Below are 24,628 nucleotides of genomic sequence, written 5' to 3'. Positions count from 1 at the left end.
CTCAGTAGGAGCGGGGCAGGCCGAGGCTGTGCTGGCCGACGAAGTTGAGCACCATCTCGCGGCTCACCGGCGCGATCCGGCCCAGCCGGACGGCCGTGACCAGCGTGCCGAGCCCGTACTCGCTGGCAAGGCCGTTGCCGCCGTGGGTCTGCACGGCCTGGTCGATGGCGCGGATCGCGACCTCGGCGGCCGCGTACTTCGCCATGTTCGCCGACTCGCCCGCGCCGAAGTCGTCGCCGGAGTCGTAGAGCGACGCCGCCTTCTGCGTCATCAGCTTGGCCAGTTCGAGCTCGATCTTGATCTCGGCCAGCGGATGGGCGAGCCCCTGATGCGTGCCGATCGGCGCGCCGCCCCACACCTTGCGCTCGTTGGCGTAGGAGACGGCCTTGGACAGGGCGTACCGAGCGATGCCGAGCGAGAACGACGCGCCCATGATGCGTTCGGGGTTGAGCCCGGCGAACAGCTGCGCGATCGCCGCGTCCTCCTCGCCGACCAGCGCGTCGGCGGGCAGGTGGACGTCGTCGAGGAACAGGCCGAACTGCTTCTCCGGCGAGACGATGTCCATGTCGATCTGCTTGTACTCGAAGCCGGGCGCGTCGGTCGGGACGGTGAACAGCGCGGGCTTGAGCTTGCCGGTCTTCGCGTCCTCGGTGCGGCCGACGACCAGGACGGCGTCCGCCTCGTCGACGCCGGAGATGTAGACCTTCCGTCCACTGAGGACCCAGCCGTCGGCGTCGCGTTTCGCGGTGGTGGTGATCTTGTGCGAGTTCGACCCGGCGTCCGGTTCGGTGATCGCGAAGACCATCCGCCTGCTGCCGTCGGCGATGCCGGGCAGCCAGCGCTTCTTCTGCTCGTCGGTGCCGAAACGCGAGATGACCGTGCCACAGATCGCCGGCGAGACGACCATGAGCAGCAGCGGGCTGCCCGCCGCGGCGAGTTCTTCGAGCACCGCGGCGAGATCGGCGATGCCCGCTCCCCCGCCGCCGTACTCCTCGGGCAGGTTCACGCCGAGGTAGCCGAGCCGTCCGGCCTCGGCCCACAGTTCCTCGGTCTTGAGCCCGGCGCGGGCCTGCTTGGCGTAGTACTCGTACCCGTACTTCTTGCCGAGTTCGGCGACCGCCGCCCGCAGCGCGACGCGCTCCTCGGGTTCGGTGAAGTTCATCGCGTTCATTCGTTCTCTCCTACCACCGCGAGGATCGTGCCCACTTCGACCTGCTGACCGACGACCACCGGGAGTTCGGTCACGACGCCGTCGGCGGGCGCCGCGATCCGGTGTTCCATCTTCATCGCTTCCAGCCACAGCAACGGATCGCCGGTCTTGACCGGGTCACCGGCTTCGACCGCCAGCCGGACGACGGTGCCCGGCATCGGCGCCACGAGCGAACCGGCGGCGAGTGCCGCGTCCGGATCCGTGTACCTCGGGACCACCTTCAGTTCGACGGTGCCTTCCGGCGAATCGACGTACACCTCGGCGCCGTAGCGGGCGACGGAGAACGTCCGCCGCACCCCGGCGACCTCCAGTACGACGCGATCGCTCGCGGCGGAAACCAGCTCCACGCCGTCGAATCCCTCCGCACGCAGGCCGTCACGGGTGAGCGTATAGACGACCTCGATCTCGTCTTCGCGGGCAAGGAAACGTTTGCGCTGCCCTTGGGAACGGACATTGCGCCAGCCGCTCGGCAGCCGTCCCTGCACCTGGGCACCGTCGCGGTTCGTGGCCGCACCGGCCAGCGCGGCGGCGAGCGCGGAAATCCGTACGGTGTCCACAGTGGCCAGTGGGCGCGCCAAGGTGCCGAGTCCGTGCCGGTCGAAGAACGCGGTATCGGTCTCTCCGGCGAGGAAGGCCTCGTGCCGGAGGACGTTCACCAGCAGATCGCGGTTCGTCACCACGCCGTGGATCTCCGCCCCGGCCAACGCCTTGGCCAGCGCCCGCGCCGCGCTCCGGCGGTCCGGCGCGAAGGCGATCACCTTGGCGAGCATCGGGTCGTAATGCACGCCGACGGACTGGCCGCTGACGAACCCGGAGTCGAGCCGGACACCCGGACCCACCTCGAATTCCCGCTGGGTGGCGGGAACCTCGAACCGGTGCAAGGTGCCGGACTGCGGCTGCCAGCCCTCGGCCGGGTCTTCGGCGTAGAGCCGGACCTCGATCGCGTGCCCTCGCGTCTCCGGTTCCTCGATCGGGAGATGCTCGCCTTCCGCGATCCGCAACTGCAGCGAAACCAGGTCGAGACCGGTCGTGGCTTCGGTGACCGGATGCTCCACCTGGAGCCGGGTGTTCATCTCCAGGAAGTAGAACCGCCCGTCCGGCGCGGCGAGGAACTCGACCGTCCCGGCGCCGACGTACTCGATCGCCTGCGCGGCCTTGCGCGCGGCGTCGAACAGGGCTTCCCGCATGGCGTCGTCGACGAACGGCGACGGCGCCTCCTCGACGACCTTCTGGTGACGACGCTGGATCGAGCATTCCCGCTCCCCCACCGCCCACACCGTGCCGTGGGTGTCGGCGAGCACCTGGACCTCGATATGCCGTCCGGTCTCCAGGTACCGCTCGCAGAACACCGTCGGATCGCCGAACGCCGACGCGGCCTCCGCGCGCGCTCCTTCGACGGCCTCGGCGAGTTCGCCGAGTGACCGCACGACACGCATACCGCGTCCGCCACCACCGGCGGACGCCTTGACCAGCAAGGGAAGGTCCGCTTCGGTGACCTCGGCCGGGTCCAATTCGGACAGGATCGGGACACCGGCGTCGGCCATCATCCGCTTGGACTCGACCTTGGAGCCCATGCTCTCGATGGCTTCCGGCGGCGGTCCGACCCAGGTGAGGCCGGCGTCGAGGACCGCGCGGGCGAACCCGGCGTTCTCGGACAGGAATCCGTAGCCGGGGTGGATCGCGTCGGCGCCGGTCTCGACGGCGGCCTTGATCAGCAGATCGGCACGCAGGTAGGTGTCGGACGGCGCGTTGCCCGGCAGCCGGACGGCGATGTCCGCCTCGGCGGTGTGCGGCGCGTCGGCGTCCGCGTCGGAGAACACCGCGACCGTGCCGATCCCGGCGTCGCGGCAGGTACGGAACACGCGGCGGGCGATCTCCCCGCGGTTGGCGACCAGAAGCTTCTCGATCATGCCGCTCACATCCTGAAGACGCCGAAGCCTTCGGCGCCCTTCACTGGTCCATTGTGGATCACGGACAGGCTGAGCCCGAGCACCGTGCGGGTGTCGCGGGGATCGATGATCCCGTCGTCGTAGAGCATCCCGGAGAGGAACATCGGCATCGACTCGGCCTCGATCTGCCCCTCGACCATGGCGCGCATGGCGGCGTCGTGCTCCTCGTTGTAGTCCTGGCCCCGCGAAGCCGCGGCGGCACGGGCCACGATGGACAGCACGCCGGCCAGCTGCTGCGGCCCCATGACCGCCGACTTCGCGCTGGGCCAGGCGAACAGGAACCGGGGATCGTAGGCACGGCCGCACATGCCGTAATGCCCGGCGCCGTACGAAGCGCCCATGAGCACCGAGAGATGCGGGACCTTCGAGTTCGAGACGGCGTTGATCATCATCGCGCCGTGTTTGATGATGCCGCTCTGCTCGTACTCCTTGCCGACCATGTAGCCGGTGGTGTTGTGCAGGAAGACCAGCGGGGTGTCGATCTGGTTGGCCAGCTGGATGAACTGAGCGGCCTTCTGCGATTCCTCGCCGAAGAGCACACCTTGGGCGTTGGCGAGGATGCCGACCGGGTAGCCGTGGATACTCGCCCAGCCGGTGGCGAGGCTGCTGCCGTACAAGGGTTTGAACTCGTCGAAGTCCGAACCGTCGGCGACCCTGGCGATCACTTCGCGCGGGTCGAACGGCACCTTGAGATCGGTGGGCACGATGCCGAGCAGGTCTTCGGAGTCGAACAACGGCTCCGCGTAATCCGGTTTCGGCGTCGGGCCCTGTTTGCTCCAGTTGAGCCGCTTGACGATGCTGCGGCCGAGCCGGATGGCGTCCTCTTCGTCCGCCGCGAGGTAGTCGGCGAGCCCGGAGGTGCGGGCGTGCATCTCGGCGCCACCGAGCGATTCGTCGTCGGACTCCTCACCGGTCGCCATCTTGACCAGCGGCGGTCCGCCGAGGAACACCTTGGCGCGTTCCTTGACCATCACGACGTAGTCCGACATGCCGGGCAGGTACGCCCCACCCGCGGTGGAGTTGCCGAACACCAGCGCGATCGTGGGCACCTTCGCCGCCGAAGACCGCGTGATGTCGCGGAAGATCCGGCCGCCGGGGATGAAGATCTCCTTCTGCGTCGGCAGATCCGCGCCGCCGGACTCGACGAGGTTGATCACCGGCAGGCGGTTCTGCGCGGCGATGTCCGCGGCGCGGTAGCTCTTCTTGGCCGTCCACGGGTTGCTCGCCCCGCCTTTGACCGTCGGGTCGCTCGCCGAGATCATGCACTCGACGCCCTCGACGACGCCGATCCCGGTGATCACGCTGGCACCGACCTGGTAGTCCGAACCCCAGGCCGCCAGCGGCGAAAGCTCCAGGAACGGCGAGTCCTCGTCGAGGAGGAGTTCGATCCGTTCGCGCGCGAGCAGCTTGCCGCGTTTGCGATGGCGGGCGACGTACTTCTCTCCGCCGCCCGCGATCGCCTTGGCGTGCTCGCCGTCGATCTCGGCCAGTTTGCCGAGCATGGACTCGCGGTTGGTGGCGAACTCCTCGCTCCGTGTGTCCACAGTAGACCTGATGGTGCTCATGCGGTGTATCCCAATCGCTTCGCGGCCAAGCCGGTGAGGATCTCGTTCGTCCCGCCGCCGATGCCGAGGATGCGGACGTCACGGTAGTGACGCTCCACTTCGGCCTCCCGCATGTAGCCGAGCCCGCCGTGCAGCTGGACGGCTTCGTTGACCACCCATTCGGCGGTCTCGACGGCGGTGTTCTTCGCGAAACAGGCTTCGGCGATGACCTCTTCGCCCGCGACGTGCCGCAGGGCGACCTGCCGGGTGTAGGTCCGGGCGACGTCGATCTTGCGGGCCATCTCGGTGAGCTTGTGCTGCACCAGCTGGCGGGAGATCAGCGGACGGCCGAAGGTCTCGCGCAGCCGGCACCAGTCCAGCGTCAGATCGAGTGCCCGCTGCGCGTGCGCGTAACCCTGCACGGCGAGCGAGACCCGTTCGGTGACGAATTGGGTGGCGACCTGGGCGAAGCCGCTGTTCTCGGCGCCGATCAGGTTCTCCGCGGGCACCCGGACGTCCACATAGGACAGCTCGGCGGTGTCCGAGCAGAGCCAGCCCATCTTCTCCAGCTTGCGGGACACCGTGAAGCCCGGCGTACCGCGTTCGACCACGACGAGCGAGATGCCGTGGGCGCCGGATTCACCGGTGCGGACCACGGTGGTCACGAAATCCGCGCGACAGCCGGAAGTGATGAAGGTCTTGGCGCCGTTGATGACGTACTCGTCGCCCTCGCGCACCGCCGTGGTGCGGATGCCGGCGACGTCGGAGCCGCCGTCGGGTTCGGTGACCGCGAGCGAGCCGATCTTGGCGCCTTGCAGCGTCGGCCGGACCCAGCGTTCGATCTGCACCGGATCACCGGCCGCCGCGATATGCGGAACGGCGATACCGCAGGTGAACAGCGAGGCGAAGAGCCCGCCGGAGCCGCCCGCGTAATGCATCTCCTCCGCGATGACCAGCGCGTCGAGGTAGTCACCGCCCCCGCCGCCGACCTCCTCGGGGAAGCCGACGCCGAGCAACCCGAGTTCCCCGGCCTTGCGATGGAGGTCGCGGGGCAGTTCGCCTTCGCGCTCCCAGTCGTCGAGGTACGGCAGGATCTCGGCTTCGGCGAACCGCCGGACGGTTTCGCGCAGCTCGACGCGTTCCGGCGTGGAGAAGGGGTCGGTCACAGGAGAGCCTCCGGGATGTCGATCTCGCGGGAGCGCAGCCATTCCCCGAGTGCCTTCGCCTGCGGATCGAATCGCGCCTGCGACGCGACGCCCTCGCCGAGGATGCCTTCGACGACGAAGTTGATCGCCCGCAGATTCGGCAGGAGATGCCGCTGGACCTCCAGGTCCGCGGTCTCCGGGAGCAGCAGTTTGAACTCGGTCACGGTCAGCCGGTGCGCGAGCCAGCGCCACGCCTCGTCGGACCGTGCCCAGACGCCGACGTTCGCGTTGCCGCCCTTGTCGCCACTGCGGGCGCCGATCACCTTGCCGAGTGGCGCACGGCGGACCTGCGCCTGCGTGTACGGGGCGGGAAGACCGTATTCGTCCACATCGGACAGTGTCAGCGTCTCGGTGGCTTGCGCGATGTCGCGGCGCGTACCGTCCGGCAGGACGGCGACGTGCGGCACCTCGTGCGCGTCGACGAACGCGGCCCGGTAGACGCCGTAGGGCGAGGCCGCCGCGGGTGGCGCGGTGACGTGGAACCCCGGATAGCTCGCGAGCGCGAGTTCGATCGCCGCACCGCTGAAGGCACGCCCGGCGACCTCCGGATCGGCGTCCTTGACCGCGACGTGGAGCAGCGCGCTGGCCTGCTGTTCGGTTTCGGCGTCCGCCTGGTCGGTGCGGGCCAGGGTCCAGCGGACCTCCGCGGGCGGCCGCGCCTCGAGCGCGCCGTCGAGTTGTTCCTTGATCAGCGCGGCTTTCGCTTCGATGTCCAGTCCGGTGAGGACGAACGTCGTCTCGTTGCGGAAGCCGCCGAGTCCGTTCAGGCAGACCTTGAGCGTCGGAGGCGGCGGTTCGCCGGTGACGCCGGTGATCCGGACGCGGTCCGGACCCTCCTCGATCAGGGACAGCGTGTCGAACCGGGCCGTGACGTCCGGGCCGGCGTAACGGGCACCGGTGATCTCGTAGAGCAGTTGCGCGGTAACGGTTCCGGCGTTCACCACACCGCCGGTGCCGGGGTGTTTGGTGATCACGCTGGAGCCGTCGGCGGAGATTTCGGCGATGGGGAAGCCGGGGACGCCGAGTTCGTGTTCGGTGAAGAACGCGTAGTTGCCGCCGGTCGCCTGCGCGCCGCATTCGATCACGTGCCCGGCGACCACCGCACCGGCGAGCGCGTCGTAGTCGTCACGCGCCCAGCCGAAATGCGCGGCCGCTGGGCCGACGATCACCGAGGCGTCGGTGACGCGGCCGGTCACCACGATGTCGGCGCCGGCGTTCAGGCATTCCGCGATCCCCCACGCGCCGAGATAAGCGTTGGCGGTCAGCGTCTTCCCGAAACCGAGCTCCTCGGCCCGCTGGATGAGGTCATCGCCCTCGACGTGCGCGATGGCGACGTCGACCTCGAGTTTCGCGGCCAGTTCACGGAGCGCGTCCGCGAGCCCGGCGGGATTGAGCCCGCCCGCGTTGGCGACGATCTTGACGCCCTTTTCCTTCGCCAGCGCGAGATTCTCCTCCATCTGGCGGAGGAACGTCTTGGCGTAACCGCGATTCGGGTCCTTCATCCGGTCGCGGCCGAGGATGAGCATGGTCAGCTCGGCCAGATAGTCGCCGGTCAGCACGTCGAGCGGGCCGCCGGTGAGCATCTCGCGGACGGCGGAGAACCGGTCGCCGTAGAACCCGGACGCGTTGCCGATCCTGATGGGGGCCGTGGTCACGCGAACTGCCCCGGTTCGCGGCCCGCACCGGGAGGCCCGGCGAAGGCCTGCGCGATGCCCAGCCATTCCTCGACGTCCGCGCCGGCGGCGACCAGATCGGTGTCGTCGGGATGACGGCGCTGGGTGACCACGAGACAGAAGTCGACCGCGCTACCCGTCAGGCGCTGTTCGGCGTCCTCGGGCCCGAATCCCCAGGTGGTGCCGTCGGGCGCGGTCAGCTCGACCCGGAACTCCTCGGCGGGCGGGGCGAGCGAGTTGAGCTTGTAGGCGAAGTCGCGCGTGCGGGTGCCGAAGCGGGCGATATGCCAGAGCCTGCCGGTGTTCTCGCGCGGGACGCCGAGCGTGTCGAAGATGTCCTGACCGTGGGCCCAGGTCTCCATGAGCCGCGCGGTCACCATGGACGCGGCGCTCATCGGCGGCCCGTACCAGGGGATCTTCTGCCCGTCGGGCACCGCTGCGAGCGCCTCGGCGAGTTCCGCGCGCCCGGCGCGCCACTCGGCCAGCAACTCACGGGGCGGCGTCTTCGCGCCCTCGGCGGCGCCGTCGTCGACGTAGGTCTCCCCCGTCGCGAGCAGCCCCTCGATCTCCGCCTGCCATTCGGCCTCGGACCCGCGCGCCGCGATCAGCGCCTTCTTGTCGGTCCAGGCCAGATGAGCGACCTGATGGGCGATCGTCCAGCCTTCGGCCGGGGTCTGCCGCGCCCACTCCGACGCGGGCAGTTCCGCCACCACGTCGTCGATGGCCTGAGATTCCGCCGCGAGATCCCCAAGGATCACGCCAAGGTCAGCCATGCCCGCCTCCTCGCGTCTTCCCCAGGCTCGCACCCCTCGCCGGAAAAATCAAGCACGCCTGATTGTTTTGCGCTCATGGTGCCTTCGGAGGTCCGTGAAGGACTCCTTGAGGGACTCTGGGTCCCTCAAGGAGTCCTTCACGGACTTGACTGAGGCACCGCGACCGAGTCGGCGCGGCTTTACTCCCCCGGCCGCTCGAACTCCCCGATCAGGACGGGGTACTGCTCCCCGCCGTGCCCGGCGGCGATCGCGCGGTCGGCCATCGCCTTGATCAGCTTCGGCAGTTCGGCGTTCACGCCCAGCGCCTCGCTCTCCTCGACCATATGCGCCATCGCCCGCGCGTCGGTTTCCAGCGCCGACACCTCGGCCGGGAAGGAGCCCTTGTCGATCTGCTCGGCGTATCCGGGCAGCCAGCCGGCCACGCCGGCGGCGATCTGCTGTGCGAACGGCGCGTACGTCGCGGCGTCGACACCGGCGGTCCGGAGCATGGCGGTGCCCTGCAGCCACGCGTTCAGGACACTCCACATCATGGTCAGGCCGGCGACGTCGTACAGGGCCGCCAGTCCGTGATCCTCGCCGAGATGGGAGATCGTGCCGAGCGCGCCGAGGTCGAAGTCCGGCTCAGGGCCGCTGAGCAGGATCACCGCCTCGTCGGTTCCGATCGCCGGAGGGACGGCCATGATCGCGCCGTCCAGGTACCGGGCACCCCGCTTTTCGGCCCAGGTGGCGGTTTCCCGCGCTTGAGCGGAGTCGCCCGAGGTCAGGTTGACCAGGGTCGTGCCCTCCAGTCCGGCATCGCCGAGCAGGTCACGCACGGCCGGGTAGTCGGTGAGGCAGACGACGGTCAAGCCGCCGGCGGCGAGTGCGTCGTCGACCGTCGGTGCCAGGTGAGCGCCCGAGGCGACCAAGGAGTCGGCCTTGGCGGCCGTCCGGTTCCACACGGTCGTGGGATGTCCGGCCTCGAGGAACGCTCCGGCGAGCGCTCGGCCCATCAGCCCGAGGCCGATGACCGTGATCGGGATATTCGCGTTGTCAGTCATGGCAACATCGTCAACGTTGATACCGGTATGAAGGTCAAGTGAGGATTCGATGCGGATCGGGGAACTGAGTCACCGGACGGGCGTCAACGCCCACCAACTGCGCTACTACGAGTCCCAAGGCCTGCTGGAAGCGGACCGCGGCACGAACGGCTACCGCGAGTTCGACGAGACGGCCGTCCTGCGGGTGAAGCAGATCCGCCACCTCCTCGGCGCGGGCCTGTCGTCCGAGGACATCGCGTACCTGCTGCCCTGCGCGATCGGCGAGGAGCCGGAACTGATCGGCTGCCCCGAACTGCTGGCCGCGATGCGGGAACGACTCGGACGGCTCGACGAGCAGCTGGCCAAGATCGCGCGGTCCCGCGACGCGCTGGCCGGGTACATCGACGCGGCGGAGCGGACAGGCGCGAAGACCTATCCCCCGTTCGAAGGTGCCGCGTGAGCGAGACACAGGAAGCGATCCGGCTCCGGGAGCAGGGCACCGACGAGGCCCGTCTGCGACTGATCGAGCTGGCCGAGCGGAACCCGCAGGACGCCGTGATCGCCTACCAGACCGCGTGGGCCCACGACTCCCTCGGTTTCGAAGCCGAGGCCGCTCCCTACTACGAGCGCGCGCTGGCGACCGAAGGTCTGTCCACAAAGGACAGGCATGGCGTGTTCGTCGGGCTGGGCAGCACGTACCGCGTACTCGGCCGGTACGAAGAATCGCTCAAGACCCTGCGCCGCGGCCTCGGCGAGTTCCCCGGCGACGCGGCGTTGAGGACGTTCCTGGCGATGGCGCTCTACAACGTCGGCGAAACACGGGACGCGGCGGGAACCCTGCTGAAGGTGCTCGCGGAGACCAGCGCCGACACCGGGGTCCAGCGGTACCGCCGGGCGATCGAGTACTACGCGGATCACCTGGACGACGTCGAGTGATCCCTTATTGACATCTTGTCAACACACCGGGGTTGGCTTACCTTCACGTCATGAGCGCGTACGCCGAAATCACCTACGAGGTCGCCGACCGCATCGCGACGGTCACGCTCAACCGGCCCGAGGCCCGCAACGGCTACACCATCCGCATGGCCGACGAGCTCGGCGACGCGATGGATCGCGCCGATCGCGACGAAGACGTCCGCGTGGTGATCCTGACCGGCAACGGCAAGGACTTCTCGGTGGGCGCCGACCTCTCGCAGGGCGGTTTCGATTTCGACCCGGAGAAGGGTCCGGACGCGGCCTGGCAGGAGCCGGCGGGACGCTGCTCGAAGCGGATCTTCACGATGAACAAGCCGGTGATCGCGGCCCTCCGGGGCGCGGCCGTCGGGGGCGGCATCACGATCACGCTGTCCTGTGATTACCGGCTGGCGTCCACGGATTCGCGTTTCGGCTTCGTGTTCGTCCGCCGCGGGATCTACCCCGAAGGCGCGTCCGCGTGGTTCCTCCCCCGGCTCGTCGGGATGGGCACGGCACTCGACTGGATGATCAGCGGCCGCGTCTTCGACGCCCAGGAAGCCCACAGCGCCGGACTGGTCCACAGTGTTCACGAGCCCGGCGAAGTACTCGGCAAGGCCCGCGAACTGGCTCTCGAAATAGCCACGACCACCTCACCGGTCTCGGTCGCGGTGACCCGCCAGCTGCTGTACCGGATGGCGAGCGCCGCATCGCCGTTCCCCGTGCACGAACTGGACTCCCGGCTGATCGGCGGCCTCGGCACCAGCCCGGACGCCGTCGAAGGGGTCCTGTCCTTCCTGCAGAAACGACCACCGGAGTTCTCCATGCGCGTCGACACCGACCAGCCCGCCTACCTGCCCTGGCGGAACGCATGACCGCCTATCCCCCGGAGCCGTGGAACCTGGCCGGCCAGGCGTACCTGTCCGTGTGGCGTGTCCCGGTGAGCGAACTGCCCGAGTTGCCCGAAGGTGTCGAACCCGCCGTCATGGGCGGACGCGCGCAGGTCTTCGGCGCCTGGATCGACTACCAGGAGCCCGGACAGCTCCAGTATCACGAGCTACTGGCGACGGTCGCCGTCCGCGGCAAGCGCCTCTCCAGCTCCATCACCGACATCTGGGTCGACAGCGAGGTCTCGCTCGCGGGCGGGCGCGCGCTATGGGGCATTCCCAAGGATCTCGCCGCACTCGACTTCACCCCTGGCCGGACCTTCACCGCCTCGGCGGCCACCCACGAGGACTGGATCGCGACGGCCGCGTTCACCGCCCGCCCGAGCCTCCCGGTGAGGATGCCGGCCGCCTTCGACGTCGTCCAGATGTTGGACGGAAGTCCCAAAAGGAGCCCCGTCCGGGCGAAGGCGCGACCCCATCCGGCGGCCGCGGACTGGAAGATCAACGAGTCCGGGCCACTCGGCTTCCTGGCCGGTCAACGGCCCGTTCTGAGCGCCCACCTGCGCGATTTCAAGATCGTTTTCGGCGGTTGACCAGCCGCTGAGCGTGATCGCCTAACCCGCCAGGGTGAGACCACGACACGCCACCCATTGGGGCACGTGCAGCCTCCGACCCCTACATGTAGTCTCTGGGAACCGACATCGCCCAGCGACGGGGAGACCGCTCGGGAGCGGTTGTCGGACAGCTTGGTGAACCTGCAGCGCACGGCCTCGCGAGGCCTTGTGGTGCTTCAACGCGCCCTTTTGGAGACACGTATGTCAGTGCTCGATTCGGAAACCGGTCAGCGGCCACCCGCGTCCTCGGACACCACGCCCGCGACCGTGCGAGTCATCCGGCGGGACGGCAGCGTGTCCCCCTTCGACGCGAACAAGATCTCGGTCGCCGTGACCAAGGCCTTCCTCGCCGTCGAGGGCGGCGACGCGGCCGCTTCGTCGCGGATCCACCACCTGGTCAACGAATTGACCGAGCAGATCGAGGCCACCCTGCTCCGCCACGCCGGTCCCGAGACCGCGCTGCACATCGAGCAGATCCAGGACATCGTCGAACTCGCGCTCATGCGCGGCGAGCACCACAAGGTCGCCCGCGCGTACGTCCTCTACCGCGACGAGCGCGCGAAGGCCCGCGAGTCGGAGAAGCCGGCTTCGTCCGACGTCGCCATCAGCGTCAAGGCCGCCGACGGCTCGCTTCGCCCGCTCGACTGGGCCCGCGTCTCGCACGTGGTCGGCGAAGCCGTCGCCGGACTCGACGACGTCTCCGCGGAGCCGGTGCTGGCCGAGGCCAAGCGCAACCTCTACGACGGCATCAGCGCCGACGAACTCGCCCTCGCCCAGATCATGGCCGCGCGTGTGCTCGTCGAGCAGGAGCCGAACTACTCCTACGTCAGCGCCCGGCTGCTCGCGGACAAGCTCCGCGGCGAGGCCCTCACCTACCTCGCGGGCTCGCCGCAGCTGGCCAGCCAGGACGAGATGACCGCGCGGTACCCGCAGTACTTCCGCGACTACCTCAAGCGCGCCATCGAGCTGGAGCTCGTCAACCCCGAGCTGCAGACCTTCGACCTCGACAAGATCACCGAGGCCATCCACGCCGAGCGCGACCTCGACTTCGGCTTCCTCGGCCTGCAGACCCTGTACGACCGGTACTTCCAGCACCACAACGGCGTCCGGTTCGAACTGCCGCAGGCGTTCTTCATGCGGGTCGCCATGGGTCTCGCGATCCGCGAGGACGACCGTGAAGCCCGCGCGATCGAGTTCTACGAGCTGCTTTCGTCGTTCCACTTCATGGCGTCCACCCCGACGCTGTTCAACTCGGGCACCACCCGCCCGCAGCTGTCGTCCTGCTTCCTGACCACGGTCGACGACGACCTGGACTCGATCTTCCAGGCGTACAAGAACAACGCGCTGCTGGCGAAGTACTCGGGCGGTCTCGGCAACGACTGGACCCCGGTCCGCGGCCTCGGCGCGCACATCAAGGGCACCAACGGCCAGTCGCAGGGCGTCGTGCCGTTCCTCAAGATCGCCAACGACACCGCGGTCGCGGTGAACCAGGGCGGCAAGCGCAAGGGCGCGGCGTGCGCGTACCTCGAGACCTGGCACGTCGACATCGAGGAATTCCTCGACCTGCGCAAGAACACCGGTGACGACCGTCGTCGTACGCACGACATGAACACCGCGAACTGGGTGCCGGACGAGTTCCTCCGCCGCGTCGAGGCCGACGCGCAGTGGACGCTGTTCTCGCCGAACGAGACCCCGGACCTGCACGACCTCTACGGCACCGCGTTCGCCGAGCGCTACCGCGAGTACGAGGCCGCCGCCGAACGCGGCGAGATGAAGGTGTTCCGCAAGATCCGCGCGGTCGACCTGTGGCGCCGCATGCTGACCATGCTGTTCGAGACCGGTCACCCGTGGATCACCTTCAAGGACCCGTGCAACCTGCGCTCGCCGCAGCAGCACGTGGGTGTCGTGCACTCGTCCAACCTGTGCACCGAGATCACCCTGAACACCACCACCGACGAGGTCGCGGTCTGCAACCTCGGCTCGGTGAACCTGCTCAAGCACGTCACCCCCGACGGCCTGGACACCCAGCGTCTCGAGAAGACCGTGCGCACCGCCGTCCGCATGCTCGACAACGTGATCGACATCAACTTCTACACGATCCCGGAGGCGCGCCGCTCCAACCTGCGCCACCGCCCGATCGGGCTGGGCCTGATGGGCTTCCAGGACGCGCTGTTCGAGATCGGTGTGCCGCTGTCCTCGGACGAGGCCGTGCAGTTCGCCGACACCAGCATGGAGCACATCAGCTACTACGCGATCTCGGCTTCGACCGACCTCGCCGAGGAGCGCGGCCAGTACCAGACGTTCGAGGGTTCCTTGTGGAGCAAGGGAATCCTGCCGATCGACTCGCTGCAGCTGCTGATCGACGCCCGCCAGGGCGACGCGCTCGACGTCGACACCTCGTCCACTTTGGACTGGGCGCCGCTGCGTGAGCGGGTCAAGACCGTCGGTATGCGCAACTCCAACGTGATGGCGATCGCGCCGACCGCGACGATCTCCAACATCTGCGGTGTCGGGCAGTCGATCGAGCCGCTGTTCCAGAACCTGTTCGTCAAGTCGAACATGTCCGGCGACTTCACCGTGGTGAACCCGCACCTGGTCCGCTCGCTCAAGGAGCGCGGGCTGTGGGACGAGGTCATGGTGTCGGACCTGAAGTACTTCGACGGCAGCCTCGGCCAGATCGACCGCGTGCCGGACGACCTGAAGGCGCTGTACGCCACCGCGTTCGAGATCGAGTCCAAGTGGCTGGTGGACGCCGGTTCGCGTCGTCAGAAGTGGATCGACCAGGCGCAGTCGCTGAACCTGTACATCGCGGCGCCCAGCGGCCGCAAGCTCGACGAGCTGTACCGCTACGCCTGGCACAAGGGCCTCAAGACCACGTACTACCTGCGGGCGCGGTCCGCGACGCACGTGGAGAAGAGCACCCTGCGCGGCACCGACGGCAAGCTGAACGCGGTCTCGGCCACCCCGGCCCCGGCCACACCCAAGCCCGCCGCCCCGGCTCCCGCTCCCGCCGCTTCGCCCGCCCCGTCGGCTTCCGCCGCGGTTTCGCCGTCGCCCGCCGCCGCCGTTCCCGCGGTGCCGGTGACCGCCCCGGAGCCGAAGGAGATCCCTCAGGTCTCGGACGTCGACTTCGTCGCCACCGACGGCGCGGCCTGCCGCATCGACGACCCCGACTGCGAAGCCTGCCAGTGACCTCCCGGTCGTGAGTGGCGATTCGGGTTAGAACCCGAATCGCCACTCACGACCCACCCGACCACCTCGTGAAGTGAGCCTCTATGACCACCTTTGACGCTTCGACCGACGCCACCGGCCTCGGTGAGATCGAAGTCGGCGCCGCCCGGATCAACGTCGACGACAAGCGGATGATCAACGCCCGCGCCGACGTCAACCAGCTCCTGCCGATGAAGTACACCTGGGCGTGGGAGAAGTACCTCGCCGGCTGCAACAACCACTGGATGCCGACCGAGGTCGCCATGCAGGCCGACATCGCGCTGTGGAAGTCGGCCGACGGCCTCACCGAGGACGAGCGCACCATGCTCAAGCGCAACCTCGGCTTCTTCGCCACCGCGGAATCGCTGGTGGCCAACAACATCGTGCTCGCGGTGTACCGCCAGATCACCAACCCCGAATGCCGCCAGTACCTGCTGCGCCAGGCGTTCGAGGAGGCCGTGCACACGCACACCTTCCAGTACATCTGCGAAAGCCTCGGCCTGGTCGAGGGCGAGCTGTTCAACATGTACCGCGAGGTCCCCTCCATCTCGGAGAAGGACGCGTGGGCGCTGAAGTACACGCAGAACCTGGAGAACCCGGACTTCGAGACCGGGACACCGGAGGCCGACCAGAACTTCCTGCGGGACCTCGTCGCGTTCTACGTGATCTTCGAGGGCATGTGGTTCTACACCGGCTTCGCGCAGATCCTCTCGCTCGGCCGCCGGAACAAGATGATCGGCATCGCCGAGCAGTACCAGTACATCCTGCGCGACGAGTCGATCCACCTGAACTTCGGCATCGACTGCATCAACCAGATCAAGATCGAGAACCCGCACCTGTGGACCGAGGAGTTCCAGGCGGAGATCCGCGGCATGCTGACCGAGGCCTGCGAACTCGAGGTCGCCTACGCCCGCGACACCATGCCGCGCGGCATGCTCGGGCTCTCGGCCGAGCTGATCGAGCAGTACATGCACTTCATCACCGACCGTCGCGCGCAGCAGATCGGCCTCCAGCCGATCTTCGGCGAGACCGAGAACCCGTTCCCGTGGATGTCGGAGGCGATGGACCTCAAGAAGGAGAAGAACTTCTTCGAGACCCGCGTCATCGAGTACCAGTCCGGTGGCGCCCTCGACTGGGACTGATCCCCGAACTCGCGTGATCGGAGCCGGGACACGTGTGTCCCGGCTCCGATCACGTGAGTTACGCCTCCAGTCACGCGAGACCCGAATTCGGTACGCTCCGGGTGCTACTGGTTCGTGCGGCCATCCAGGCCGGACGAGGTAACAGGGAACCCGGTGTGAATCCGGGACTGCCCCGCAGCGGTATGTGGGAACGAAAGCCGTCACCGTGCGAGACACGGTAAAGCACTGGGAAACGGCTCCCGGGAAGCGACGGCCGGTAGGAGCGAGCGAGTCGCCCACGAGTCCGAAGACCTGCCCGTGGTACGCGCGCCGACGGCGTGCGTGAGTCCGGGCCTCGTGGGATGGGCGCGACCGAAGGTCGGTCACTCCTGCGCGCGCTCCGGCTCCCCGACAAGCTCGCGAGGAGAGAGCTGTGACCGAAATCGGCACCACTGTGCTGGGCTATCCCCGGATCGGACCGGACCGGGAACTCAAGCGTTCACTCGAACGCTATTGGGCGGGCAAGATCGACGAGGCCGCGCTGCTGGAGACCGGCCGCACGCTGCGTACGCGGACCTGGCGGGAACTCAAGGACGCCGGCCTGGATTCCGTCCCGTCCAACACGTTCTCCCACTACGACCAGGTCCTCGACACCACGGAACTGTTCGGCGCGCTTCCGGGGCGCTTCACGAAACTCGGCCTTTCGCCGCTCGACACCTACTTCGCCGCCGCTCGTGGGGTCCAGGACGCGACGGCTATGGAGATGACGAAGTGGTTCGACACGAACTACCACTACATCGTCCCCGAACTCGGCCCGGACACGACGTTCTCGCTCACCGGCTCCAAGCCGCTGGACGAGTACCGCGAGGCCCGCGCGGTCGGCGTCGAGACCCGTCCGGTGCTGGTCGGCCCGGTGACGTACCTGTTGCTCGCCAAGGCGACCGAGGGCGCGCCGGAAGGCTTCAAGCCGCTGGACCTGCTCGACGGCCTTCTCGACGGCTATGTAGAACTGCTTCGCCGTCTGCACGACGAAGGCATCGAATGGGTCCAGTTCGATGAACCCGCCTTCGCCGCGGACCGCACCGAGACCGAACTCAACGCGCTCATCCGCGCCTACCACCGGCTCGCGAAGGAGACCGCGCGGCCGAAGATCCTCGTCGCCGGGTACTTCGGCGGGCTCGGTCGCGGGCTGGGCGTGCTCGCCCGCTCCCCCATCGACGCCCTCGCCGTCGACCTGGTCACCGACGAGTCCTTTGTGGACGCCGTCGCGGCCGAACCCGCCTTGCGTGACAAGGAGGTCCTGGCCGGTGTCGTGGACGGTCGCAACGTGTGGCGTACCGATCCCACTCGCGCACTCAGCCGGGCGGCGACACTGCTCGGCACGGCGAAGTCGGTCAGCGTGTCGACGTCGTGCTCGCTCCTCCACGTGCCTTACGACGTCGAGCGGGAGCCCGAACTCCACCCTCGTCTGAAGGGCTGGCTCGCGTTCGCCAAGCAGAAGGTCGACGAGGTCGTCCTGCTCGGCCGTGCTTTGAAGGAGGAGGGCGTCGACCTCTCCGCGGCCCGGGCCGCCGCCACCGATCGCGCCACGGCGGCCGACCTGGCCGACGCCGGCGTGCGCTCCCGGCTGGAGGCGCTGCGGCCGGAGGACACCGTCCGCTCGCCTTACTCGCGGCGGGCGGTCGCCCAGCAGGCGGCACTGAATCTTCCGCCGTTGCCGAGCACCACGATCGGTTCGTTCCCGCAGACCACCGACGTCCGCAAGGCGCGCGCCGCGCATAAGGCGGGCTCGCTGGACGACGCGGGCTACGAGGGCGCGATGAAGGCCGAAATCGAACGCGTCATCCGGCTGCAGGAGGACCTCGGCCTGGACGTGCTGGTGCACGGCGAGCCCGAACGCAACGACATGGTGCAGTACTTCGCCGAGCGGCTGGCCGGATTCGCCGCCACCGACTTCGGCTGGGTGCAGTCCTATGGTTCGCGTTGTGTGCGGCCGCCGATCCTGTACGGCGACGTCTCCCGGCCCGAGCCGATGACGGTCGACTGGGCCCGGTACGCGCAGAGCCTGACCTCGAAGCCGGTCAAGGGGATGCTGACCGGTCCGGTGACGATCCTGGCGTGGTCGTTCGTCCGCGACGACCAGCCGCTGGGCGAGACCGCCCGTCAGGTGGCGCTGGCCATCCGCGACGAGGTGCGCGACCTTCAGGAGGCGGGCATCCGGGTCATCCAGGTCGACGAGCCCGCGCTGCGGGAACTGCTCCCGCTGCGCGCCTCGGCGCACGAGGCGTACTTCGCCTGGGCGGTCTCGTCGTTCCGGCTGGCGACGTCCGGGATCGACGACGCGACGCAGATCCACACGCATATGTGCTACTCGGAGTTCGGCGAGGTGGTCACCGCGATCGACGCGCTCGACGCGGACGTCACCAGCATCGAGGCCGCGCGTTCGAAGATGGAGGTCGTCACCGACCTCGGCACGGCGGGCTTCGGCCGCGGCGTCGGGCCGGGCGTCTACGACATCCACTCGCCGCGTGTCCCCGGCGTCGACGAGGTCAGCGGGCTGCTGCGGACCGCGGTCGGCGCCGTGCCGGCCGAGCGGATCTGGGTGAATCCGGACTGCGGCCTGAAGACCCGCGGTTACGCCGAGGTCGAGCCCGCCCTGCGGAACCTGGTCGCGGCCGCGAACGCGGTCCGCGCCGAACTGGGCTGACAAGTACATGAGGGCCCCTTCCTTGCGCCTAGGCACAAGAAGGGGCCTTCATGTACATCCCTCGGGGTATTGTCAACCTGTCAACAAGAGTGCGATGGTGGGGCGGTAGCCGATCTCGACGGGGAGATGGTCACCATGACGAACGCGGTCGAAAAAGTCACCGGAGCGCTGCGCGAGCGGGTACCGCCGCTCACCTCGATCCCCCTGCCGCGTTCGGTGGACGAGCGCTGGCTCGGCGCGACCTGGCCGGTCCGGGAACTCGCGCCCGCCCCGCCGGGCCTCAAACCCGTCCTCGGCGACGAAGGCCCGCCGGTCATCGGGCACGCGCTGGACTTCATGCGCTTCGGCATCGAGTTCGGACTCAAGCGCTATGAGACCTACGGCCCGGTGTCGTGGATGAGCGCGTTCGGCCGCCGCATCGTCTCGCTCTCCGGCCCCGAGGCCACCCAGATCGCGCTGGTGAACAAGGACAAGGCCTTCTCGCAGGAGGGCTGGAAGTTCTTCATCGAGCGCTTCTTCGACCGCGGCCTCATGCTGCTCGACTTCGGCGAGCACCACCTGCACCGCCGGATCATGCAGGCGGCGTTCACCCGGCAACGGCTCACCGGCTACGTCGACCAGATGGGGCCGGCGTTGCGCGAAGGCGTCGCCGCCTGGGCGGACCGGCCGAACCCGCGGATCTACTGGTCCCTCAAGCAACTCACGCTCGACGTCGCGACCCGCGTGTTCATGGGTATGCGTTCGGGCGACGACGCCGCCGCGATCAACCGCGCGTTCGTGAACTCCGTCCGCGCGGGCACGGCCCTCGTCCGGTTCCCGGTGCCCGGCGGCCGCTGGGCGGCGGGATTGCACGGCCGCAAGGTTCTCGAACGCTACTTTTCCGCGAACCTGCCGGCGAAACGGCGAAGCGACGGCGACGATCTCTTCACCGCGCTCTGCCACGCCACCACCGAAGACGGTGACCGGTTCACCGACTCCGACGTCGTCAACCACATGATCTTCCTGATGATGGCCGCTCACGACACCTCCACCATCACCAGCGCGGCCGCCGTCTACCACCTCGCCAAGAATCCGGAATGGCAGGAACGCGCGCGCCGGGAATCGCTCGCGCTGGGTGACGACGTGCCGGACATCGAGGCGCTGGAGACCCTGACGACGCTGGACCTGGTGATCAAGGAATCCCTCCGCCTGGTCGCGCCGGTGCCTTCACTGACGCGGAAAACGGTCAAGGACACCGAAGTCCTCGGACACTTCGTTCCCGAAGGGACACTGGTCGGGGTTTCCCCCACCATCAACCATTTCACGACGGAATGCTGGACCGATCCGATGCGCTTCGACCCGGACCGCTTCGGCGAGGAACGCCGCGAAGACAAGTCCCACCGCTACGCGTGGATGCCGTTCGGCGGTGGCGCGCACAAGTGCATCGGCCTGCATTTCGGGACGTTCGAAGTGAAGGCACTGCTGCACGAGATGCTGCGGAGCTATCGCTGGTCGGTCCCGGACGACTACACGGCGCGCTGGGACTACGTCTCGCTGCCCGTCCCCGCGGACGGCCTGCCGATCCGCCTGGCGCCCCGCTGAATCGCGACACGCGGAAATCCCGACCAAAGGGACAACCACTATCGAGTACTCTTGGTAACTTCCGGTCACCACTCGTGTAGTAGCGATCACCCTTTCAGCCGGTAGACACCCCGTATCGCGCATGGTGCCGTGGCACTACTCCCGGTCGGCTCATACCTAGTGTGGGTCCGTGGGCCCGGACACCCTGTCTGAGCTGGCCATAAACCGCGCATGAAGAGGTGAAGTGTGCCTGAGCCTGGTGCCGCGCCAGGGTTGGTGGACGTCGCTCGGAGATGGGCCGCGACGCTCGCTGACACTAAAGGAGTATCGCTTCCCCAAGAGCAACTCGAGCAGTTGCTGCTCGACGTCGCCCAGGACGCCGTCCGCACGGAGCCGAATCATCAGCCCGCGCTGCTGCGGTTCACCAAGCTCTATTCCGCCTCCCCGGTCGGGATCGCGCTCGCCGATTCCGACGGCGTGATCGTCGAGGCGAACGCCGCGCTCGGCAAGCTGCTCGGCTGCCGCCCCACCGCCCTGCGCGGACGGCCGATCGCCGACCTCGGCTCCAGCGACCACGACGTCGCCCGGCTGCGGAGCGGGCTCTCGCAGCTCAGGAAACTCGGCCAGCAGACCCAGCAGGAGCGTCTGCTGCTGGACCACAGCGAAGAAGGCACGCTCTGGGTCGACGTGACCCTGACCGACCTTCCCGGTGACCGGCCCGGCTCGGCCTACCCGGTGCTGATGGTCTCCGACGCCAACGAGATCCACCTGCTGCAGGAACAACTGCTGCACCAGAACGTGCACGACCCGCTGACCGGGCTTCCGAACGCGACGTCGTTCGGCAACGCCTTGGAGACCGCGCTGGCGGGCTCGGGCCGCGAGCAGGTCGCGCTGGTCTACCTCGACGTCGACGGCTTCAAGGTGATCAACGACGGGCTGGGCGCCGGGGTCGGCGACCAGGTGCTGCGCGGGGTCGCCACCAAGCTCAAGGCCGTGTTCACCGGCAAGCACAACGGTTCCGTCGCCCGGCTGTCCGGCGACGGGTTCGCCGTCCTGCTGCGCGGCGAGTTCACCCCGACCCAGGTGATCGCGCTGGTCGAACAGGCGCTGGAGGAACTGGCCGAGCCGATCTACCTCGGCGGGCACGGCATCGGGGTCAGCGCGAGCGCCGGCATCGTCGTCCGCCCGGTCACCGACGGCGGCCCCGAGGAACTGCTCCGGGCGGCGGAAATCGCGCTGCACCGCGCCAAGGAAGCGGGCAAGGCGCAGTGGATGCTGTTCGATCCCGAACTCGACGCGCGCGACCGCGGCCGCTACCAGCTCGGCGCGGTCATCGCGGGTGCGCTGGAGAACGGCGAGTTCTCGCTGATCTACCAGCCGACGGTGAAACTCGCGAACACCGACCAGCTGGCCGCGGTCAACGCCGGGCTGCGCTGGAACCATCCGGAGCGGGGCGAGCTGGACTCCGACGAGTTCTACCCGCTCGCGCAGACCACCGGGATGACCATCCCGCTCGGCCGGTGGCTACTGGCGGAATCGCTCGCCGCCACCGCCCGCTGGCGGCGTCGATTCGGCGAGGCCGCCCCGGATGTCTGCGTACGGCTGCCGAACCGGCTGGCCACCGAGCCCGATCTGGTGCTGCTGGTCAAGGAACAGCTCGACCGGCACAGCCTGCCCGCGCAGGCACTGCGGCTGTGCACCGACCGCGAGTCCGTCCTCGACCCCCGCGGCGAGGTGCTGGATTCGTTCGCCGTCCTGTCCGATCTGGGCGCCCAGCTGGTGCTGACCATCTCCGGTTCGGCCGATCTGGAGCTGATCCCGCAGCACCGGCTGCCGGTCCGCCACGTGATCCTGTCCGGCGCGGTGATCGACGCGCTCGCCGACGGTGAGGACGAGGCCGACGTGCGGCATCTGAGCCAGCTGGTCACCCGCGCCAAGGAGCTGAAACTGCGTATCGGCGCGGAAGGCGTCCGCAGCCACGAACAGGCCGAGCGGTTGCGGCGGCTCGGGGTGCTCGCGGCGCGCGGCTCGTTCGTCGCCGATTCCGCGACCGGGGACGAGGTCGACGAGCTGATCGAACGGCACGCCCACTGACGTGACAGGATCCGTCCATGGATCAAGGAGATCTCGCCCCGGACTTCACCCTGCCCGACGACAAGGGTGAGGAACGCACGCTTTCGGACTTCCTCGCGTCCGGCCCGGTCGTGCTGTTCTTCTACCCCGCCGCGATGACCACCGGCTGCACCGCGGAAAGCTGCCACTTCCGCGACCTGGCCGCCGAATTCGCCGAAGTCGGGGCGCACCGCGTCGGGATCAGCCCGGACGCCGTCGACAAACAGCAGGAGTTCTCGGCCAAACACGGCTTCGACTACCCACTGCTGTCCGATGTGGACGGTGTGGTGGCCAAACAGTTCGGTGTATGGCGCAAATTCAGCCCACTGCACGCCAAACGGCACACGTTCGTCATCGGCACCGACCGCAAGGTGCTCGAAGTGATCAAGAGCGAACTGAAGTTCACCGTGCACGCCGACAAGGCCCTCGCGGCGTTGCGGGAACTCAAGGGCGCTTGAGCCGCCAGATCCGGTTCACCCCAGTGCAGGCCGGGGCGAGCGGCGGTTCGGCGGCCTCGTCACCGACCACCGTGAACCCCAGCCGCGCGGGCACGGCGCCGCTCGCGACGTTCTTCTCGTCGTGCCGGATCTCGACCTCCGGCGCGCCGAGGCGGAAGGCTTCGGCGGTCAGCAACCGCGCGGCCCTGGTGACCAGGCCGCGGCCGGTGTGGTGGCGGCCGAGCCAGTAGCCGATCTCGATCCGGTCAGGATGCGAGATCATGCCGGTGCCGCCGACGACCTCGCCCTCGACGAGGATCGCGAAGTCGTACGTCTTGCCTTCGGCCCAGTTGCGCGCGGTGGTTTCGAGGAACTCCTTGGCTTCCTGCTCGCCGTAGCCGTTGGCGGCCCAGATCATCCAGGCACCGATGTGCGCGACGGAATCCCCCACGACGGCGGCCAGGGTTTCGAGCTGCTCCGGCTTCCAGCGGCGCAGGACGACGACGTCGTCCGTGAGGGTTTCGAGAGGCGCTTCCATCGGTCCATGGTGCCTCGCCGTCGCTTCGGGCGCCTCTGCTTTTCGCGCCTCGTGAGTGCCCCCGGATGCTATGAACGACCCGTTACTTGCAAAATTTGCAAGTAACGGGTCGTTCATAGCGCGCTCGTGACCCGAGGATCAGGTGAGGATCGCGCTGTCCGGGATCACCGTGTCGTTCTTCAGCGCGTCGAAGAGCAGCTTCGACTTGGTCTTGTCCCAGTTCTCCGCCGAGCCGTTCGTCACCGGGACCGTCGTGGTGACCACGCCGCCCGAGGAGATCCCGCGCATCGCGAGCGCGAGCCCCACCAGGTTGTGCACGTGGTCGCCGGAGTCCATCGTCAGCGCGTCGGGCGCGGTCGAGAGCAGCGGGAACAGCGAGAACGGGTTCAGCAGCGTGCCGGGGCTGCCGATCTCGCTGACCAGTGCGCCGATGAACTTCCGCTGGTTGGCGACGCGGTCGAGGTCGGATCGGGGGGTCGCGGCGCTGTGCCGCATGCGGACGAAGCCGAGCGCCTGCGGGCCTTGGAGGTCCTGACAGCCGGCCGGGATCTTGATGCCGGTGAGGGTGTCCTCCATCGGATTGTCGACGCACATGTTGACACCGCCGATCGCGTCGACGATCTTGGCGAACCCGCCGAAGCCGATCTCGGCGTAGTGGTCGATCCGCAGGCCGGTGGCGCCTTCGACGGTCTGCGCGAGCAACGACGGGCCGCCGATCGCGAACGCGGAGTTGATCTTGTTCTTGCCGTGACCCGGGATGGTCACCTGCGAGTCGCGCGGCAGGCTCAGCAGCGTGGGCTTGGTGCTGTTGTCCGGGACGTGCGCGACCATGATGGTGTCGGTGCGCCTGCCGCCGCCGGCGGCCTTGACGTCGCCGGTGACGAGCTTCTCCTGCTCTTCGGCGGTCAGCCCGTCGCGGCTGTCGGAGCCCACGATCAGCCAGTTGGTGCCCTCGGCCGCGGCGGGGCGGCCGGAGTAGTCGGCCAGCGCGTCGACGCGGTTGATCGAGAACTCTAGGTACACCCACACGCCGGCGAGGAACACCACGAACACGGTCAGCAACGTGACCAGCACCTTGCCGAAGCCCCAGCGACGTTTACGACGCGGCGGGCGCGCAC

General features: G+C 68.4%; 19 protein-coding genes and 1 riboswitch. Of the genes, 10 read left to right on the top strand and 9 right to left on the bottom strand.

All coding sequences use genetic code 11. The features are described 5' to 3' along the window. Position 1: 1 nt before the first annotated feature. The 7 genes from H5J31_RS31610 to H5J31_RS31580 all read right to left on the bottom strand — a co-directional run bounded on the left by H5J31_RS31610 (position 2) and on the right by H5J31_RS31580 (position 9,394). Positions 2 to 1,171 (bottom strand): acyl-CoA dehydrogenase family protein, encoded by a 1,170-nt coding sequence (locus H5J31_RS31610; protein ID WP_181776329.1) that lies wholly within the window; start codon positions 1,169 to 1,171, stop codon positions 2 to 4. Continuing rightward, positions 1,168 to 3,120 carry an acetyl/propionyl/methylcrotonyl-CoA carboxylase subunit alpha gene (locus H5J31_RS31605; protein WP_181776328.1) on the bottom strand — a complete coding sequence of 651 codons (1,953 nt, stop codon included), beginning with the start codon at positions 3,118 to 3,120 and terminating at the stop codon, positions 1,168 to 1,170. Before H5J31_RS31605 ends, H5J31_RS31610 begins: the two co-directional genes overlap by 4 nt. Positions 3,121 to 3,125: 5 nt before the next feature. Next, positions 3,126 to 4,724 carry an acyl-CoA carboxylase subunit beta gene (locus tag H5J31_RS31600; RefSeq protein ID WP_181776327.1) on the bottom strand — a complete coding sequence of 533 codons (1,599 nt, stop codon included), beginning with the start codon at positions 4,722 to 4,724 and terminating at the stop codon, positions 3,126 to 3,128. Beyond that, positions 4,721 to 5,869, bottom strand: a complete 1,149-nt coding sequence (locus H5J31_RS31595; RefSeq protein WP_181776326.1) for an acyl-CoA dehydrogenase family protein — start codon at positions 5,867 to 5,869, stop codon at positions 4,721 to 4,723. Before H5J31_RS31595 ends, H5J31_RS31600 begins: the two co-directional genes overlap by 4 nt. Then, positions 5,866 to 7,563 (bottom strand): acyclic terpene utilization AtuA family protein, encoded by a 1,698-nt coding sequence (locus H5J31_RS31590; RefSeq protein ID WP_181776325.1) that lies wholly within the window; start codon positions 7,561 to 7,563, stop codon positions 5,866 to 5,868. The genes H5J31_RS31595 and H5J31_RS31590 overlap by 4 nt, the downstream gene beginning before the upstream one ends. Then, positions 7,560 to 8,354, bottom strand: coding sequence for a TIGR03084 family metal-binding protein (locus tag H5J31_RS31585; protein WP_181776324.1), 795 nt, complete (start codon positions 8,352 to 8,354; stop codon positions 7,560 to 7,562). The genes H5J31_RS31590 and H5J31_RS31585 overlap by 4 nt, the downstream gene beginning before the upstream one ends. A gap of 179 nt (positions 8,355 to 8,533) precedes the next feature. Then, on the bottom strand, positions 8,534 to 9,394 hold the full coding sequence (locus tag H5J31_RS31580) for an NAD(P)-dependent oxidoreductase (protein ID WP_181776323.1): 861 nt from the start codon (positions 9,392 to 9,394) through the stop codon (positions 8,534 to 8,536). A 49-nt stretch (positions 9,395 to 9,443) separates the two neighbouring features. Between H5J31_RS31580 and H5J31_RS31575 the strand changes: the two genes are divergently transcribed. The 10 genes from H5J31_RS31575 to H5J31_RS31530 all read left to right on the top strand — a co-directional run bounded on the left by H5J31_RS31575 (position 9,444) and on the right by H5J31_RS31530 (position 22,993). Further along, entirely contained in the window at positions 9,444 to 9,833 is a 390-nt protein-coding gene (locus H5J31_RS31575) for a MerR family transcriptional regulator (protein WP_181776322.1), read from the top strand. Next, positions 9,830 to 10,309: a tetratricopeptide repeat protein gene (locus H5J31_RS31570; RefSeq protein ID WP_181776321.1), complete on the top strand. Its 480-nt coding sequence runs from the start codon at positions 9,830 to 9,832 to the stop codon at positions 10,307 to 10,309. The genes H5J31_RS31575 and H5J31_RS31570 overlap by 4 nt, the downstream gene beginning before the upstream one ends. 50 nt (positions 10,310 to 10,359) lie before the next feature. Beyond that, positions 10,360 to 11,199 (top strand): enoyl-CoA hydratase-related protein, encoded by an 840-nt coding sequence (locus H5J31_RS31565; protein ID WP_181776320.1) that lies wholly within the window; start codon positions 10,360 to 10,362, stop codon positions 11,197 to 11,199. Further along, positions 11,196 to 11,804 carry an acetoacetate decarboxylase family protein gene (locus H5J31_RS31560; protein ID WP_181776319.1) on the top strand — a complete coding sequence of 203 codons (609 nt, stop codon included), beginning with the start codon at positions 11,196 to 11,198 and terminating at the stop codon, positions 11,802 to 11,804. Before H5J31_RS31565 ends, H5J31_RS31560 begins: the two co-directional genes overlap by 4 nt. A gap of 222 nt (positions 11,805 to 12,026) precedes the next feature. Then, positions 12,027 to 15,017 (top strand): ribonucleoside-diphosphate reductase subunit alpha, encoded by a 2,991-nt coding sequence (locus tag H5J31_RS31555; protein ID WP_181776318.1) that lies wholly within the window; start codon positions 12,027 to 12,029, stop codon positions 15,015 to 15,017. An 83-nt stretch (positions 15,018 to 15,100) separates the two neighbouring features. Beyond that, positions 15,101 to 16,177, top strand: a complete 1,077-nt coding sequence (locus tag H5J31_RS31550) for a ribonucleotide-diphosphate reductase subunit beta (RefSeq protein ID WP_181776317.1) — start codon at positions 15,101 to 15,103, stop codon at positions 16,175 to 16,177. 91 nt (positions 16,178 to 16,268) lie between these two features. Continuing rightward, positions 16,269 to 16,490, top strand: a riboswitch (cobalamin riboswitch). 99 nt (positions 16,491 to 16,589) lie between these two features. Continuing rightward, positions 16,590 to 18,863: a 5-methyltetrahydropteroyltriglutamate--homocysteine S-methyltransferase gene (gene metE, locus H5J31_RS31545; RefSeq protein WP_181776316.1), complete on the top strand. Its 2,274-nt coding sequence runs from the start codon at positions 16,590 to 16,592 to the stop codon at positions 18,861 to 18,863. A gap of 135 nt (positions 18,864 to 18,998) precedes the next feature. Beyond that, complete coding sequence (locus H5J31_RS31540; protein WP_181776315.1) at positions 18,999 to 20,444, top strand: cytochrome P450; 1,446 nt, start codon at positions 18,999 to 19,001, stop codon at positions 20,442 to 20,444. Between the two features lie 255 nt (positions 20,445 to 20,699). Beyond that, entirely contained in the window at positions 20,700 to 22,517 is a 1,818-nt protein-coding gene (locus tag H5J31_RS31535) for a putative bifunctional diguanylate cyclase/phosphodiesterase (RefSeq protein ID WP_407925077.1), read from the top strand. Between the two features lie 17 nt (positions 22,518 to 22,534). After that, positions 22,535 to 22,993: a peroxiredoxin gene (locus H5J31_RS31530; protein WP_181776314.1), complete on the top strand. Its 459-nt coding sequence runs from the start codon at positions 22,535 to 22,537 to the stop codon at positions 22,991 to 22,993. On the opposite strand, the gene H5J31_RS31525 is transcribed toward H5J31_RS31530, so the two are convergent. Next, complete coding sequence (locus H5J31_RS31525; protein ID WP_181776313.1) at positions 22,980 to 23,510, bottom strand: GNAT family N-acetyltransferase; 531 nt, start codon at positions 23,508 to 23,510, stop codon at positions 22,980 to 22,982. The two genes, H5J31_RS31530 and H5J31_RS31525, sit on opposite strands and share 14 nt — an antisense overlap. A 138-nt stretch (positions 23,511 to 23,648) precedes the next feature. Continuing rightward, the coding region (locus H5J31_RS31520) for an LCP family protein (protein ID WP_236005495.1) at positions 23,649 to 24,628 on the bottom strand (980 nt) is incomplete at its 5' end.

The organism is Amycolatopsis pittospori (assembly GCF_013870525.1).
Lineage (GTDB): Bacteria > Actinomycetota > Actinomycetes > Mycobacteriales > Pseudonocardiaceae > Amycolatopsis > Amycolatopsis pittospori.
This window is presented reverse-complemented; position numbering and strand designations above follow the sequence as displayed.

What these genes read in the sequence shown, in the direction of transcription:
- H5J31_RS31600 (WP_181776327.1), bottom strand. Translation starts at nt 4,724, where the DNA reads ATGAGCACCATCAGGTCTACTGTGGACACACGGAGCGAGGAGTTCGCC.
- H5J31_RS31585 (WP_181776324.1), bottom strand. Translation starts at nt 8,354, where the DNA reads ATGGCTGACCTTGGCGTGATCCTTGGGGATCTCGCGGCGGAATCTCAG.
- H5J31_RS31580 (WP_181776323.1), bottom strand. Translation starts at nt 9,394, where the DNA reads ATGACTGACAACGCGAATATCCCGATCACGGTCATCGGCCTCGGGCTG.
- H5J31_RS31525 (WP_181776313.1), bottom strand. Translation starts at nt 23,510, where the DNA reads ATGGAAGCGCCTCTCGAAACCCTCACGGACGACGTCGTCGTCCTGCGC.
- H5J31_RS31540 (WP_181776315.1), top strand. Translation starts at nt 18,999, where the DNA reads ATGACGAACGCGGTCGAAAAAGTCACCGGAGCGCTGCGCGAGCGGGTA.
- H5J31_RS31560 (WP_181776319.1), top strand. Translation starts at nt 11,196, where the DNA reads ATGACCGCCTATCCCCCGGAGCCGTGGAACCTGGCCGGCCAGGCGTAC.
- H5J31_RS31610 (WP_181776329.1), bottom strand. Translation starts at nt 1,171, where the DNA reads ATGAACGCGATGAACTTCACCGAACCCGAGGAGCGCGTCGCGCTGCGG.
- H5J31_RS31555 (WP_181776318.1), top strand. Translation starts at nt 12,027, where the DNA reads ATGTCAGTGCTCGATTCGGAAACCGGTCAGCGGCCACCCGCGTCCTCG.
- H5J31_RS31575 (WP_181776322.1), top strand. Translation starts at nt 9,444, where the DNA reads ATGCGGATCGGGGAACTGAGTCACCGGACGGGCGTCAACGCCCACCAA.
- H5J31_RS31605 (WP_181776328.1), bottom strand. Translation starts at nt 3,120, where the DNA reads ATGATCGAGAAGCTTCTGGTCGCCAACCGCGGGGAGATCGCCCGCCGC.
- H5J31_RS31530 (WP_181776314.1), top strand. Translation starts at nt 22,535, where the DNA reads ATGGATCAAGGAGATCTCGCCCCGGACTTCACCCTGCCCGACGACAAG.
- H5J31_RS31550 (WP_181776317.1), top strand. Translation starts at nt 15,101, where the DNA reads ATGACCACCTTTGACGCTTCGACCGACGCCACCGGCCTCGGTGAGATC.
- H5J31_RS31565 (WP_181776320.1), top strand. Translation starts at nt 10,360, where the DNA reads ATGAGCGCGTACGCCGAAATCACCTACGAGGTCGCCGACCGCATCGCG.